Genomic DNA, 14,673 nt, shown 5'->3' with positions numbered 1-14,673 from the left:
AAAGCCTGGGCGACCTATCTCCTTTACAGGCTCGAGGCCATTCGGTCCTACTCGGGATACACCCAGGCTGTGAGCGGTGGTAGCTAATCACCTCTCACTGGAGAGACACAAGGTCCTACGCCAGGGGTGAGGAGGATTCCTTCGAACGGGCTGGCCATGGATGGCCAGCACCGGTCCTGCAAGCGAAGCGGGACGCGAGAGCGCAGCAGGGCGTCGGTAGCGCCCAGGGAGGGGTTTACAGCGCCTCATCGCTGGTCCGACACTTCGGGGCTAGTCGCCAGGTCAGCCTCGAGCTACCGAGCTGTCAAACTCTCTGCGATAGCCCTGCGCAGGGAGTAGTTGCCGTGACCTTCCCCGCCGGGGCCGCTATGATGTGGCCCCGGTTTTTCTTGCGCCGTTGTTCCCTACGGCGCTTTTTCCACCAGATAGCTTCAGGACGTGTCGATGAGCATCAAATCCGACAAGTGGATCCGCCGCATGGCCGAGCAAGAAGGCATGATCGAGCCCTTCGAACCCGACCAGGTGCGCTACGTGAACGAGCGGCGAGTGATCTCCTACGGGACGTCCAGCTACGGCTACGATGTGCGCTGCGCCGACGAGTTCAAGGTCTTCACCAACATCCATTCGGCGGTGGTGGACCCCAAGAGCTTCGACGAGAAGAGCTTCGTCGACATCAAGGGCGATGCCTGCGTGATCCCGCCCAACTCCTTCGCCCTGGCGCGCACCGTGGAGTACTTTCGCATCCCGCGCAGCGTGCTGACCATCTGCCTGGGCAAGTCCACCTACGCCCGCTGCGGCATCATCGTCAACGTGACGCCGCTGGAGCCCGAGTGGGAAGGGCACGTGACCCTGGAGTTCTCGAACACCACCAACCTGCCGGCGCGCATCTACGCCAATGAAGGCGTGGCGCAGATGCTGTTCCTGGAGTCCGACGAGGTCTGCGAGACCTCCTACAAGGACCGCGGCGGCAAGTACATGGGGCAGAGGGGCGTCACCCTGCCGCGCACCTGAGAAGCGCCGCAGAGCTACAAGCGCAGAGCTACAAGCGCTGAGCTACAAGCGCTGAGCTACAAGCGCTGAGCTACAAGAAGACCCCCAAGGCCGAGGCCTTGGGGGTCTTCTTTTGCTTCGGGCGATGTCAGGCTGCCGCTAGGCCGCTTACTCCTTGACGTCCTCGTCGAGCTCCTCGGCGGCATCCTGATGGGAGAGTCGCATGCCGGTGGGCGGCAGCGCGACGCCGTCCATGGCGGCAGCGTTGCCCTTGAGCTGCAGGCGCCCCTCCAGGAACCATCGCACGGCGATCGGGTAGATCAGGTGCTCGCGTGCCTGGACCTTGGCCTGGAGGCTCTCCTCGGTCTCGTCCGGCACCACGGCCACCTCGGCCTGCAGGGCCACCGGACCCCCGTCGAGTTCCTCGGTGACGAAGTGAATGCTGCAGCCGTGCTCGGTCACGCCGTCGGCCAGCGCCCGGGCGTGGGTGTGCAGCCCGGTATAGGCGGGCAGCAGCGAGGGGTGGATATTGAGCATCCGGCCCAGGAAGCGGTTGACGAAGCGCGGCGTGAGGATGCGCATGAAGCCGGCCAGCACGATCAGGTCGGGCTCGTGACGCTCGATCACCTTGATCAGCGCGCCGTCGTAGGCCTCGCGGCTGTCGTACTCGCGATGGGGCAGGGCGACGGCGTCGATGCCGGCGTCCCTGGCGCGCTTCAGGCCGTAGGCGTCCGGCTGGTTGGAGATCACCGCGACGATCTCGCCGCCCAGTTCGTCATGCGCCTGGGCGTCGATCAGCGCCTGGAGGTTGCTGCCGCTGCCGGAGATCAGTACCACCACCCGCCGGGCCTCGCTGGGCTCGGGGGTGAAGGCGTTCAGGGTGTCGCTCTGATAGTCGGTCCCGCTCATGCCTGGAGGTTCTCCAGCTGGACCGGCTCGTCACCCTCGCCCCGGGCGGTGATCACCCCGATGCGGTGGACCGTCTCGCCCTGGGCCTGCAGGTGGGCGCGGGCCTGGTCGGCCTTCTCGGCCGGCACTACGATCACCATGCCGATGCCGCAGTTGAGCACCCGATGCATCTCCTGCTCGTCGACGTTGCCCCGCTCCTTCAGCCAGTCGAAGATCGCGGGACGGGTCCAGCTCGCAGCGTCGATGCGCGCGCCCAGCGTCTCGGGCAGCACGCGGGGGATGTTCTCGGTCAGGCCGCCGCCGGTGATGTGCGAGAGCGCATGCACCGGGATGTCGGTCTCCTTGATCAGCGACAGCAGCGGCTTGACGTAGATCTTGGTGGGCGCGAGCAGCGCCTCGCCCAGGGGCTTGCCATCGACGGCGGTGTCCAGGGCGGCGCCGGAGACCTCGAGGATCTTGCGGATCAGCGAGTAGCCGTTGGAGTGGGGGCCGGAGGAGGCCAGGCCCAGCAGCACGTCGCCTTCGCCGACCTTGCTGCCGTCGAGGATCTCGGATTTCTCCACCACGCCCACGCAGAAGCCGGCGAGGTCGTAGTCGTTGCCCTCGTACATGCCGGGCATCTCCGCGGTCTCTCCACCCACCAGGGCGCAGCCCGCCTGTTCGCAGCCTTCGCCGATGCCGGTCACCACGTCGGCGGCGATATCCACGTCCAGCTTGCCCGTGGCATAGTAGTCGAGGAACAGCAGCGGCTCGGCGCCGGCCACGACCAGGTCATTGACGCACATGGCCACCAGGTCGATGCCGATGGTGTCATGGCGGCCGATGTCCATGGCCAGGCGCAGCTTGGTGCCCACGCCGTCGGTGCCGGTGACCAGTACCGGCTCCTGGTAGCCCTTGGGGAGCTCGCACAGGGCGCCGAAACCGCCCAGGCCGCCCATCACCTCGGGGCGGGTGGTGCGTTTGGCGACGCCCTTGATGCGGTCGACCAGGGCATTGCCGGCATCGATGTCGACGCCGGCGTCCTTGTAGCTGAGCGAGGTCCCGGTCGGGCGGTTGGTGGAATCGGTCATGACGCTTCCTGTATGAGAATGGCGGTCGCGAGGCCTGTCGCAGGGCGAGGCGCGACGGTCGGGTTCGGGGAAGGAATTGTAGCATCACGGCGCGCGGCTGGCAGCCTGACGGCCGCGTCGATACAGGGAGGAGGCGATGCGCAGACAGTGGTGGATAGTGGCGGCGTGCACGGCGCTGGCGCTGTGGTTCCTGATCAGCATCGAGCCGGTGCTGATGCCGTTCTTCGTCAGCATGATCCTGGCCTACCTGGGCGACCCCCTGGCCGATCGGCTGGAGGGCAGCGGGCTTTCGCGGCGCCTGGCGGTCTCGCTGGTGTTCCTGCTGCTGACGCTGGTCATCGTGCTCACCCTGCTGGTGGTGGTGCCGATCCTCGGGCGGCAGCTGGGCCAGCTGATCGAGTCGCTGCCCGCGGTACTCAACTGGGTGCAGCAGACGGTGGTGCCTCACATCCAGGCGTTGACCGGGCTGGACCTCTCCACCGACATCGACCAGATGCGCCAGGCCTTCGTCGACAACTGGAAGGAGACGGGCACCTTCGCCGCCAGCCTGCTGGCCCAGGTGTCGCGCTCCGGCCTCGCGCTGGCGGCCTGGGTCGCCAACCTGGCGCTGATCCCGGTGGTCACCTTCTACCTGCTGCTCGACTGGGACATCCTCGTCGCCAAGGTACGCGGCTCGCTGCCGCGGGCGTGGGAGCCGGCCGCGGTGCGCCTGGCCGGCGAGTGCGACGAGGTGCTATCCGCCTTCCTGCGCGGTCAGCTGATCGTCATGCTCTGCCTGGGGGTCATCTATGCGGTGGGGCTGACGCTACTCGGCGTGCGGTTTGGCCTGCTCATCGGGCTGCTCGCCGGGCTGGCCAGCATCGTGCCCTACCTCGGCGTGATCGTGGGCATCTCCGTGGCCGGGGTGGTGGCCTTCTTCCAGTTCGGCGACCTCCTGATCCTGCTCGGCGTGGGTGCGGTGTTCGGCTTCGGCCAGCTGATCGAGAGCGTGGTGCTGCAGCCCAAGCTGCTCGGCGACAAGATCGGCCTGCACCCGGTGGCGGTGATCTTCGCGGTGCTGGCGGGGGGGCAGCTGTTCGGCTTCACCGGCGTGCTGCTGGCGCTGCCCGTGGCCGCGATGCTGATGGTGGTGTTGCGTTATCTCCACGATCACTATAAAAACAGTACCTTGTATGATGCCGGTCGTTCACGAACCCACGACGAGGAGTCGCCATGAGTCGAGCACCCGCGCAGTTGCCACTGGGCGTGGGGCTTCGCGACGACGCCACCTTCGCCAACTTCCACCCCGGGCCCAACGCGACCCTGGTCGACCGGCTCGTGCACCAGCTCGACGATGACGGCGAGCCCTTCCTCTACGTGTGGGGCGCCTCGGGCACGGGTCGCAGCCACCTGCTGCAGGCCGCCTGCCATGCCGCCTCCGACCGCGACGGCCGGGCGCTCTACCTGCCGCTGGCGGAGCTCGGCCACTTCCCGCCGCTGATGCTCGAGGAGATCGAGCGGCTGGACCTGGTGGCGATCGACGATCTCGAGCGGGTCGTCGGGCGCAAGCGCTGGGAAGAGGCGCTGTTCCACGCCTTCAATCGCCTGCGCGACGCCGGCAAGCGGTTGGTGATCGCCGCCGAGGCGCCGCCGCGCCAGCTGCCGGTGAAGCTTCCGGACCTGGCCTCGCGACTCACCTGGGGCATGACCTTCCACCTGCAGGGGCTCGACGACGCCGGCCGCCTCGCCGCGCTGCAGCTGCGGGCGAAGGGGCGCGGCATGCAGCTGCCCGACGAGGTGGCCCGCTATATCCTGCACCGCGGACCGCGTCGCCTGGACGCGCTGTTCGCCACCCTGGAGACCCTGGATCGCGCCTCGCTCTCCGCCCAACGCAAGCTGACCATTCCCTTCGTCAAGCAGTCGCTGGGCTGGTAGGCGCCGCCGCGCCTAGCGGCTGAGTTCGAGGCGGCGCGACTGCCCGTTGCCCAGGCTGACCTGCTGGATGATCACCCGCGTCTTGCCGCTGACGGGGTCCTGTGCGCTTGTCGAGACATAGAACTCCCCGGCCGGCAGGCCGTCCAGGCGGAAGCGGCCGTTGCCGTCGGTCCGCGTGGTGTGGGTGTAGGCTCTCGCCCGAGGATCGGCGGGCTCCACGGCGCGGCCTGCCAGCGCCTGCTCCGCCGCCTCGGCGGAGTAGGTGGTGATGGGTGCCACCGCGACCGGGCGGTCGGCCATCGGGCGGCCGCCGATCGTCAGGCGACCGCTGATTGCGGCGCTGCCGCGCTTTTCAAGCGCTGCGTATTCGTCGGCCGGGAAGGCCACCTGGCGGGCGACACGTCCATCGCTGGAGGGACGATCGGCGCGCTCGCCGGGCTCGGCCGCGTCCGGGGCCGAGGTACCACGCTCGATCACCTCGACGCGCTCGCTCTGCCCGCTGGGATAGCGAGGCTCGATGACCTGGCACCCGGAAAGCGCAAGCCCTACCAGGGCGAGAAGGATCCAGCGTGTCATGTTCACTCTCCGCAGGTGATGGATGAGATAGCGTGAGCGGAGAGCATAGCGCAAACGGGCCGCCGATCGATGATCGGCGGCCCGTTCTCGTTGTCCAGCGATGCTGGTCAAGCTGGCGTCGGCAGGGCCGACGCGGTCAGGCTTACTTGGCGGCCTTGGTGGCCGTGTCGGTGGCCTGCTTGACGCTCTCTTCGGTCAGCTTCTGGCTCTGCTGAACGAAGTCCTGCTGCAGGGAGACGACCTTCTCGGCGTCGCCCTTGAGGCGCTCGGTCAGGTCCTTGGCGACCTTCTGCTGGCCTTCCATGTAGGACTTCAGGCCTTCGGCATCCTTGACGTTCATCAGGCTGCGCAGCTGGGCCAAGCCGGTGTCGGTGTAGGCCTTGCCGGCGTCAAGCTGGGCGTTGACCAGCTTCTCGGTGTAGTCCACGGACAGGGCGGCGTAGGCGCGGGCCGGGCCGAAGAACATGGATTCGAACTGTTCGGTGAACTGCTTGGTGTCGAAGTTTTGCATCGTGATTCCCTCCCAGGGATTTCGGATCGTTTCGAAGGCCGTGGCGGGTTGCCGATGCCTTCTCCATCTCTGTTGCAATGCACAATAGCAGAGAGGTTTGTGCACTGCAACATGCGAAACATCAATTCGCTTTCACGCGCCGAATCGTCGACGCTCCATGCCGGGTGCCGTGCTCCGCGCTCATATCCGGGGCAGCCAGGGAGGCGAGGACCTTGCAGCCTGCCGATGCCGCCACCATGGTGAGAGGACAGGCGAAAAAAGGCCGTTCAGCGCAGGGCCGCGAGCCCGACAGAGGAGGAGCCGGACATGAACGATCATCGTATCGAGCGCGACAGCATGGGCGAGCTGGAGGTGCCGAGGGAGGCCCTCTACGGAGCCCAGACCCAGCGCGCGGTCAACAACTTCCCCGTTTCCGGCCAGCCCATGCCGACGGCCTTCATCCACGCTATCGCCCGCATCAAGCTGGCGGCGGCGCGGGTCAATCGCGAGCTGGGGCAGCTGGACGACGCCCGGTCCCGGGAGATCGTTGCCGCCGCCGAGGCGGTCCTCGCCGGGCATCTCGACGACCAGTTCCCGGTGGACGTCTTCCAGACCGGCTCGGGGACCTCGAGCAACATGAACGTCAATGAGGTGATCGCCCGGTACGCCAGTCGCGACGGGGTGAAGGTCGGCGCCAACGACCACGTCAACATGGGGCAGTCGAGCAACGACGTGATTCCGACGGCGATCCACCTCTCGGCGGCACTGGCGGTGACCAGCGAGCTGCGCCCGGCCCTCGAGCACCTGCGCGCGACCATCGATACGCGGGCCGCCGAGCTCGACGACGTGGTCAAGACCGGCCGTACGCACCTGATGGACGCCATGCCGCTGCGCATGAGCCAGGAGCTGGGCGGCTGGTCGAGCCAGGTGGGCCAGGCCATCGAGCGCTTCGACAGCGCCCTGATCCGGCTCTGCCGCCTCGCCCAGGGGGGCACGGCGGTGGGCACCGGCATCAACGCCCACCCCGAATTCGCCTCCCGCATGGCGCGCGAGCTGAGCGAGCAGACGGGGCTCACGTTCTCGCCCAACGATAGCTTCTTCGCGAGCCTGGGCTCCCAGGACGCCGCCGTGGAGCTCTCAGGGCAGCTTCGGGGACTGGCCTGCGTGATCATGAAGATCGCCAACGACCTGCGCTGGATGAACTCCGGCCCCCTGGCCGGGCTCGGCGAGATCGAGCTCGAGGCCCTGCAGCCCGGCAGCTCGATCATGCCGGGCAAGGTCAATCCGGTGATTCCCGAGTCCGCCGCCCAGGCGGCCGCACAGGTGATCGGGCTCGACACGGCGGTGACGGTGGCCGGCCAGAGCGGCAACTTCCAGCTCAACGTCATGCTGCCGCTGGTGGCCAGCAACCTGCTGACCTCGATCGCGCTGATGACGAACACCAGCCGGCTTCTGGCCGACCGGGCCATCGCCACCTTCAGGGTGCGTCACGACCATCTCGAGGGGCCGCTGGCGCGCAACCCCATCTTGGTCACGGCGCTCAATTCGGTGATCGGCTACGACGCGGCGGCGGCCATCGCCAAGCAGGCCTATCAGGCGGGGCGCCCGATCATCGAGGTGGCCGAGGAGCAGACCGAGCTGTCGCGGGGCGAGCTCGAGCGCCTGCTCGACCCTGCCGCGCTGACGCGGGGCGGCGTACCGGAATAGGCCGCCACGCCGCGCCGGCAGGAGGGGCGCGCCCCCCTATAAAGCAGCACACCCCCGGACCTCTCGTTCGCGGGGGTGTGTCGTGGGTGGGCCGGCTGCCACCGGCCCATGTCATCGAGGGGGCTAGAGTGCCTTGCGGCGCAGGAGGCCGGTCACCGCCTCGCCGACCAGCACCAGCGCGATGATGGCGATCAGGATCGTCGCCACGGTGGGCCAGGCGAAGGTGTCGATGGAGCCCTGCAGGATCACCCCGATGCCACCGGCGCCCACCAGCCCTAGCACCGTGGACTCGCGGATGTTGATGTCCCAGCGCAGGATGACGATGGCGAAGAACGCCGGCATCACCTGGGGCACTACCGCGTAGGCGATCACCTTGGCCTTGGAGGCGCCGGTGGCCTCCATGGCCTCCACCGGACGCCTGTCGATCTCCTCGATGGCCTCGCCCATCAGCTTGCCGATGAAGCCCACCGAGCGAAACATGATGGCGAGTATCCCCGCCAGCACGCCAGGGCCGAAGATCGCCACGAACAGCAGCGCCCAGATGATGGTGTTCACCGAGCGGCTGGAGACCAGGATGAAGCGCCCCAGCCACAGGCAGGCGCGGTTGGGGGTGGTGTTCTGGGCGGCGATGTAGGAGACCGGCAGGGCGATGAAGACGGTCAGCATCGTTGCCAGGGTGGCGATATGCACCGTCTCGATCATGGCGTCGACGATCTCGCCGAGTCGGCTCGGGTCGGGCGGCCACATGCGTGCGCCCAGGCTCGAGATCTGGTTAGGCGCGTCCCACACCCAGGGCCAGAAGATGTCGATGTCACGCACCGCCCAGACGACCACCATCAGGGTCAGCAGCATCACGCCATAGCGGATCAGCTGCTCTTTGGGGTTGTGCCGTCGCCAGACGCGATCGGCCAACAGGTCGGCATCATCTACCATATCTTCTTCCTCACCCAGCCGCTGACGCCCTCACTGGCCAGGATCACCGCGATGATCACCAGCAGGATGGCGAAGGCAAAGTCATAGTCGTAGCGCCCGAAGGCATTCATCAGCGTGCTGCCGATGCCGCCGGCCCCCACGATGCCTACTACCGCGGAGGCCCGCAGGTTGCTGTCGAGCTGATACATGGAGAGCCCCACCTGGCGGGGCAGGATCTGCGGAAAGACGGCGTAGTACAGCGTCGCCAGGTAGCCGGCCCCGGTGGAACGCATGGCCTCCACCTGCCCCCAGTCGATCTCCTCGATCTCCTCGGCAAGCAGCTTGCCGACGAAGCCGATGGAGTAGAGGGTCAGCGTCAGGATCCCCGCCAGCGGGCCGAAGCCGACCGCCGCCACGAACAGGATGGCGACGATCACCGGGTGGAAACTGCGCGAGATGATGATTACCGCGCGCCCCAGCAGGTAGATCGGCAGCGGCGCGACGTTGCGCGCCGCCATCACCGCGAAGGGCACCGACAGCAGCACGCCGAGCAGGGTGGCCAGAATGGCGATCTGCAGGCTCTCGGTGAAGCCGGTGAGCAGCAGGTCGAAGCGCGACAGGGTGGGGGGGAAGCCGCCGCCGAAGATGCGCGCCGCCCGCGGCAGCCCCTCGCTGATCCGCTCCCAGTTGAACGGCAGGCTGCCGAAGGCCCAGACCAGATAGGCCACCAGCACCACCAGCAGGCCGTAGCGCACCAGCGGGTTGGCGATGAAGGGCGGCTTGCGCCAGGTGCGCGGGAGGGCGGTCTGCTCGCTATCAGGCTTGGCCATCGCGCACCTCCTCGGGCGGTGGAGCCGCCTCGTCCTCCGGCGCCTCGATGCCGCCGTAGATAGCGTCGAGGGCGTCCTTGTCGAAGTCCGAAGGGGCCCCGTCGAAGATCATCGTGCCGTGGCGCAGCCCGACGATGCGGTTGGTGTAGGTCCTGGCCTGCGCCACGTTGTGGATGTTGATCAGCACCGGCAGCGACAGCTCGCTCGCCAGGCTCTGCAGCAGCACCATGATCTGCTCGGAGGTGCGCGGGTCCAGCGAGGCCGTGGGCTCGTCGGCGAGCAGCACCTCGGGTTCCTGCATCAGCGCCCGCACCACGCCGACACGCTGGCGCTCGCCGCCGGAGAGCTCGTCGGCGCGCTTGTTGGCGTAGTGGGCGATGCCCACGCGCTCCATCAGCACGAAGGCGCGCTCGATGTCCGCGGCCGGATAGCGGCGGGTGATGGCCTGGAACAGGTTGACGTAACCGAGCCGTCCGGCCAGCACGTTCTCCATCACGGTGAGGCGATCGATCAGGTTGAAGCCCTGGAAGACCATGCCGATCTTGCGTCGGGCGCGGCGCAGCTCGGCACGGCGCAGCGTGACCAGTTCAATGCCGTTGAGCTTGATCGAGCCCGAGGTGGGCTCCACCAGGCGGTTGATACAGCGCAGCATGGTGCTCTTGCCGGCGCCGGAGGCGCCGACGATGGCGACGACGCTGTTGTCCTCCACGGTCAGGTCGAGCCCCTTGAGTACCGGCTCGTCGCGGCCGTAGCGCTTGATCAGGTTGGATATCTCTAGCATGGGGGGTCCGTCGAGAAAGGGTCACCAAGACGACGGCGCCGGCCTTCCGGGAAGGCCGGCGCCGCTGACTCGCGAAGGTTACTGGAGGTTGTCGGGGGTGTACTCGACGCCGTTGGCATTCTGGATGGTGCGGATGACCTTCCAGTTGTCCTGATAGTTGATGGGGATGAACTTCTCGACGCCCTCGAACTCCTCGCCGAGCTCGGTGCCCGCGAAGTCGAAGCTGAAGAAGGCCTCCTCGATCTTCTCGACCAGATCCGGATGCAGGTTGTGGGCGTAGTTGTAGGAGGTGGTCGGGAAGCTGTCGGACTCGTAGATGATCTTGACGTCTTCCGGGTCATAGAGGCCGCGGGCGGCCATGCGATCGACCACCTCCGAGGCCACCGGGGCGGCGTCGTAGTCCTGGGCCACCACGCCGAGCATGGACTGGTCGTGGCTGCCGGAGTAGACCACCTCGTAGTCCTCGCCGGGCACGATGCCCATCTCGGGGAACAGCGCCCGCGGGGCCTGGTTGCCGGAGTTGGAGGTCGGCGAGGTGTGGGCGACCCGCTTGCCCTTGAGGTCCTCCATCTCGTCGATGCCGGAATCGACGTGGGTGTAGAGCTGCAGGGTGTAACCGAAGCGTCCGTCGTCCGAGCCCATCAGCGCGAAGGGCACCGCGCCCGCCAGGTTGACGGCGAAGGGCGTCGGGCCGGTGGAGAAGCCGGCGATGTGCAGGCGGCCGCTGCGCATGGCCTCGACCTGGGCCGAGTTGGACTGCACGGCGAAGAAGCGCACGTCGCGATCGGTGACCTCCTCGAGGTGCTCGATGAACGGCTGCCAGATGTCGGAATAGATGGCCGGATCCTCGACCGGGGTGTAGGCGAAGATCAGGGTGTCGGGGTTGGCCCATTCGGACTCGTCTGCCGGCCGGTCGGCGACCATGTCGCCGTTCTCGTCGCAGTAGATATCCGCCAGGGCGCCGCGCTCGCACTCCTCCTGGGCCTGTGCCTGGCTTGCCAGCATGGCCAGCGGCAGCAGCGTGGAGAGGGCGAGGGGGGCGAGCGGGAGTTTTCCGGATCGAGCGGAAGGGTGGATCATGGCGTGCCTCACGATTATTGTTCTAGAGCATATGTTGTGTTGCATGTTCGGATATCGACATGGCTATCTGCCGATGATTGATTCCGAATAACCTCCTTCAATCTAGGGTTTGTCACAAAACCATGTCAAACACTTTCCCCCCCGCCGAGGGCGCGTGGCGCAATCACTACCTGCTGATGCGCCACGGCCACAGCCTGGCCAACCAGGAGGGGCGAATCATCAGCGCGCAGCCGCTCGGCCTGACGGGGTTCGGCCTCTCCCCCCGCGGTCGCGCCCAGCTCGATACCCTGCTGGCCGACTGGCGCTGGGCGAGGCCCCAGCGCATCCTGCATTCGGACTTTCTGCGTACCACAGAGACCGCCGAGCGCGTCGCCGCGCATTTCGGCCTCACGCGCACCCTCGAGCCGCGCCTGCGAGAGCGTCACTTCGGCGAGCTCGAGGGACAGAGCGATACGCGCTATGCCGAGGTCTGGGCGCTCGACGCCCAGGACCCGACCCTGTGCCAGGGGGGCGTCGAGGCCGTGGCCGAGGTGGCGGCGCGCATGCGTGAGGTGATCGACGAGCTGGAGCGTCGTCATCGCGGCGAGACGATCCTGCTGGTCAGTCACGGCGACCCGCTGCAGATCCTGCTGACCGCCCTGGAGGGGCGCGCGCTGAGTCTCCACCGGGAGCGAGAGCCCCTGGCGCCGGCCAGTATCACTTCGCTAAAAGCTTCTCTGAAAGCGTAGCTAAAAGCTTCGCCGTGAGTCGTGCTTTAAGTCGCTCGGCTCAGGCCGTACGGCGAGGGCTCGGTCCCGACGGCGCAGCGCCGGGCGTGGCGTGCGGGACCGCGGCCTGGAGGTAGTCGGCCAGCCGCTGCCGCTCGCTTTCGGTGAGGCGCAGGGCCAGCTTGGTGCGCCGCCACAGGATGTCCTCGGCGCTGCGCGCCCACTCCTGCTCGACCAGGTAGTCGACCTCGGCGGCGGTCAGGCCGGCCCCGAAGGCCTCGCCCAGCGCCGCCTTGGAGTCCCGGCCGTCAAGGAACTCCCGGCACAGGGTGCCGTAGGTGCGGGCGAAACGCCGTGCCTGGCCGGCATCCAGGTAGGGATAGTCGGCGAGCAGTAGGTCCTCGAAGGCGGCGTGATCGCCAATCTCGCCCCCCGGCAGCAGCGCCACGGCGGTCCAGGCAGGCTGCATCTCGGGAAGATGCGGCGAGAGCGCCTCGAGGGCCGCCTCGGCCAGCTTGCGATAGGTGGTGATCTTGCCGCCGAAGACCGACAGCAGCGGTGCACCGCGGGTGTCCAGGTCGAGCGTATAGTCGCGGGTCATGGCGGAGGGATCGGCCGATTCGTCGTCGCACAGCGGCCTGACACCGGAGAAGGTACGGATCACGGCCTCGCGAGACAGCTGGGTGCGAAAGTGCGCATTGACCACCGAGAGCAGGTAGTCGATCTCCTCCTCGGAGGCCTCGATCCGTGAGGGATCTCCCTCATAGCGGCGATCGGTGGTACCGATCAGGCTGAAATCCTCCTCATAAGGCAGCACGAAGACGATGCGTTTGTCGGTGTTCTGGAGGATATAGGCCCGCTCGTCGTGGTTCAGGCGCGGCACGATCAGGTGGCTGCCCTGGATCAGGCGCACGCCGTAGCGGGAGTGGCGATGGGCCTTTTCGCGCACCACGCTCTCCACCCAGGGACCGGCGGCGTTGACCAGCGTTTTGCAGCGGCGCGTCAGGCGCGCTCCGCCCTCGCTCTCCTCCAGGGTGAGCTCCCAGAGCCCGTCGCGCTCCCGGGCATCGATGCAGCGGGTGCGCACCAGGATCTCGGCGCCGTGATCTCGGGCCTGGATGGCGTTGAGGGCCACCAGGCGGGCGTCGTCCACCCAGCAGTCCGAGTACTCGAAGCCGTGGGTGATGGTGGGGGCGAGCCCCTGCCGATGATCCAGCCGGATGCTTCGGGAGCTCGGCAGCCGCTTGCGCTTGCCCAGGTGGTCGTAGAGAAACAGCCCGGCGCGCAGCATCCAGGCCGGGCGCAGGTGGGGGCGGTGGGGCAGGATGAAGCGCAGCGGCCAGATGATGTGGGGGGCCTTGGCCATCAAGACCTCGCGCTCGCGCAGGGCTTCGCGCACCAGCCGGTATTCGTGATGCTCCAGGTAGCGCAGGCCCCCATGGATCAGCTTGCTGCTGGCCGAGGAGGTGGCGCCGGCCAGGTCCCCCTGCTCGCAGAGCCCGACGGAGAGCCCCCGGCCGGCGGCATCGTTGGCGATGCCGGCGCCGTTGATGCCGCCGCCGATCACGAAGAGGTCGAGGACCTCGTCTGGCCTGTTGCTCATGGAGACTCCCGTCCGGCCTGTCGTCGGACATTCGATGATGTTCGAAAACGAAAATAGATGAAATCAACTCGAACATCAAGGCGCGTGACGTGGTCACACGCCAACACGAGGCGGCGTGAGCGGTTCAGGAAACCGACGTGAAGGGGGTCTCAAGGAGGAGGCATGCGAGAAAGCCGGGCGGCACTTATTCGAGAGGGCCGGGCGGCCCTCAGGCCAGGTGCAGGGCGACGTCGTGCTGCTTCAGCAGGCGCATGATCGCCTCGGGCGGCTCACGATCGGTGAACAGGGCATCGAGCTGGGCCAGGTTGCCCTGGCGGACCACCGGATTGCGTTGGAACTTGGAGTGGTCGGTGGCCAGGAACACCTGCCGGGAGTTGCGCAGGATGGCCTGGGCCACCCGCACCTCCTGGTAGTCGAACTCCAGCAGCGAGCCGTCCTCGTCGATGCCGCTGATGCCGATGATGCCGTAGTCGACCTTGAACTGGTTGATGAAGTCGATGGTGGCCTCGCCGATGATACCGCCGTCCCGCGAACGCACCTGGCCGCCGGCGATGATCACGTTGAAGTCCTCCTTGTGCTGGAGGATCGCCGCCACGTTGAGGTTATTGGTGATCACCTCGAGCCCCTGGTGGTCGAGCAGCGCCTCGGCGATCACCTCGTTGCTGGTCCCGATGTTGATGAACAGTGACGAGTGATCGGGCACGTGACGAGCGAGCAGGGTCGCGATGCGCTGCTTGGCTTCCAGGTTGAGGGTCTTGCGGGTCGAATAGGCCGTGTTGACGGTGCTCGACTCCAGGCCGGCGCCGCCGTGCACGCGTCGGATGCGCCCCTCGGTGGAGAGCGTGTTGAGATCGCGGCGAATGGTCTGCGGGGTAACCGTGAAGTGCTCGGTGAGCTGCTCGATGCTGGCATATCCCTGGCGGCGGACCAGCTCGATGATGGCGTCCTGGCGTTGCTGCTGGTTCATGGTGTCTCCTTGGCTGCCCCGATTCTATGCCATCGTGAACGCGGATGCAGGCGCCCGGTGGGCCGCAGCGGCGTTCCTCCGAGGTCGGCTCGTGTCGTTCCTGAGCCCGCTACCTACGCGGTCGGAGGCTCGCCTGG

The 14,673-nt window shown here is 67.3% G+C and carries 15 protein-coding genes; 5 read left to right on the top strand and 10 right to left on the bottom strand.

The genetic code is table 11. From position 1 onward, the window contains the following. Window positions 1–444: 444 nt before the first annotated feature. Complete coding sequence (dcd, locus tag ABE957_RS06520) at window positions 445–1,011, top strand: dCTP deaminase (RefSeq protein WP_349757862.1); 567 nt, start codon at window positions 445–447, stop codon at window positions 1,009–1,011. Between the two features lie 147 nt (window positions 1,012–1,158). Here dcd and purN read toward each other — a convergent pair whose 3' ends face one another. Next, complete coding sequence (purN, locus tag ABE957_RS06515) at window positions 1,159–1,899, bottom strand: phosphoribosylglycinamide formyltransferase (protein WP_349757861.1); 741 nt, start codon at window positions 1,897–1,899, stop codon at window positions 1,159–1,161. Next, window positions 1,896–2,969, bottom strand: a complete 1,074-nt coding sequence (gene purM / locus ABE957_RS06510) for a phosphoribosylformylglycinamidine cyclo-ligase (RefSeq protein ID WP_349757860.1) — start codon at window positions 2,967–2,969, stop codon at window positions 1,896–1,898. Before purM ends, purN begins: the two co-directional genes overlap by 4 nt. 136 nt (window positions 2,970–3,105) lie before the next feature. Between purM and ABE957_RS06505 the strand changes: the two genes are divergently transcribed. Continuing rightward, window positions 3,106–4,185, top strand: a complete 1,080-nt coding sequence (locus tag ABE957_RS06505; protein ID WP_349757859.1) for an AI-2E family transporter — start codon at window positions 3,106–3,108, stop codon at window positions 4,183–4,185. Next, the gene (gene hda / locus ABE957_RS06500; protein WP_349757858.1) at window positions 4,182–4,883 is read left to right on the top strand and encodes a DnaA regulatory inactivator Hda; all 702 of its coding nucleotides are present in this window, start codon (window positions 4,182–4,184) and stop codon (window positions 4,881–4,883) included. The genes ABE957_RS06505 and hda overlap by 4 nt, the downstream gene beginning before the upstream one ends. 12 nt (window positions 4,884–4,895) lie before the next feature. Here hda and ABE957_RS06495 read toward each other — a convergent pair whose 3' ends face one another. Further along, window positions 4,896–5,459 carry a carboxypeptidase-like regulatory domain-containing protein gene (locus ABE957_RS06495; protein ID WP_349757857.1) on the bottom strand — a complete coding sequence of 188 codons (564 nt, stop codon included), beginning with the start codon at window positions 5,457–5,459 and terminating at the stop codon, window positions 4,896–4,898. Between the two features lie 142 nt (window positions 5,460–5,601). Continuing rightward, window positions 5,602–5,970, bottom strand: coding sequence for a phasin family protein (locus ABE957_RS06490; RefSeq protein ID WP_108444511.1), 369 nt, complete (start codon window positions 5,968–5,970; stop codon window positions 5,602–5,604). Window positions 5,971–6,276: 306 nt separating this feature from the next. Here ABE957_RS06490 and ABE957_RS06485 point away from each other — a divergent pair, with 306 nt between their 5' ends. Further along, window positions 6,277–7,656, top strand: coding sequence for a class II fumarate hydratase (locus tag ABE957_RS06485; protein WP_349757856.1), 1,380 nt, complete (start codon window positions 6,277–6,279; stop codon window positions 7,654–7,656). 123 nt (window positions 7,657–7,779) lie between these two features. Here the strand turns inward: ABE957_RS06485 and phnE (ABE957_RS06480) are convergent, their stop codons facing one another. From phnE (ABE957_RS06480) to phnD, 4 genes are all read right to left on the bottom strand, one after another. Continuing rightward, window positions 7,780–8,589 carry a phosphonate ABC transporter, permease protein PhnE gene (gene phnE, locus ABE957_RS06480; protein WP_349757855.1) on the bottom strand — a complete coding sequence of 270 codons (810 nt, stop codon included), beginning with the start codon at window positions 8,587–8,589 and terminating at the stop codon, window positions 7,780–7,782. Further along, on the bottom strand, window positions 8,583–9,398 hold the full coding sequence (gene phnE / locus ABE957_RS06475; protein ID WP_349757854.1) for a phosphonate ABC transporter, permease protein PhnE: 816 nt from the start codon (window positions 9,396–9,398) through the stop codon (window positions 8,583–8,585). The genes phnE (ABE957_RS06480) and phnE (ABE957_RS06475) overlap by 7 nt, the downstream gene beginning before the upstream one ends. Further along, window positions 9,385–10,179: a phosphonate ABC transporter ATP-binding protein gene (gene phnC / locus ABE957_RS06470; RefSeq protein ID WP_349757853.1), complete on the bottom strand. Its 795-nt coding sequence runs from the start codon at window positions 10,177–10,179 to the stop codon at window positions 9,385–9,387. The genes phnE (ABE957_RS06475) and phnC overlap by 14 nt, the downstream gene beginning before the upstream one ends. A 78-nt stretch (window positions 10,180–10,257) precedes the next feature. After that, window positions 10,258–11,259, bottom strand: a complete 1,002-nt coding sequence (phnD, locus tag ABE957_RS06465) for a phosphate/phosphite/phosphonate ABC transporter substrate-binding protein (protein WP_349757852.1) — start codon at window positions 11,257–11,259, stop codon at window positions 10,258–10,260. 122 nt (window positions 11,260–11,381) lie between these two features. On the opposite strand from phnD, the gene ABE957_RS06460 reads away from it, so the two are divergent. Then, window positions 11,382–11,987 (top strand): histidine phosphatase family protein, encoded by a 606-nt coding sequence (locus ABE957_RS06460; protein ID WP_349757851.1) that lies wholly within the window; start codon window positions 11,382–11,384, stop codon window positions 11,985–11,987. Between the two features lie 40 nt (window positions 11,988–12,027). Here ABE957_RS06460 and glpD read toward each other — a convergent pair whose 3' ends face one another. Both glpD and ABE957_RS06450 read right to left on the bottom strand, forming a co-directional pair. Beyond that, the gene (gene glpD / locus ABE957_RS06455) at window positions 12,028–13,569 is read right to left on the bottom strand and encodes a glycerol-3-phosphate dehydrogenase (RefSeq protein ID WP_349757850.1); all 1,542 of its coding nucleotides are present in this window, start codon (window positions 13,567–13,569) and stop codon (window positions 12,028–12,030) included. A 208-nt stretch (window positions 13,570–13,777) separates the two neighbouring features. Next, window positions 13,778–14,536, bottom strand: coding sequence for a DeoR/GlpR family transcriptional regulator (locus ABE957_RS06450; protein WP_349757849.1), 759 nt, complete (start codon window positions 14,534–14,536; stop codon window positions 13,778–13,780). Window positions 14,537–14,673: the final 137 nt, after the last annotated feature.

This window comes from Halomonas pelophila, assembly GCF_040196315.1.
GTDB lineage: Bacteria > Pseudomonadota > Gammaproteobacteria > Pseudomonadales > Halomonadaceae > Halomonas > Halomonas pelophila.
The sequence above is the reverse complement of the archived record's forward strand: the minus strand, read 5'-3'. Positions and strand labels throughout refer to the sequence as shown.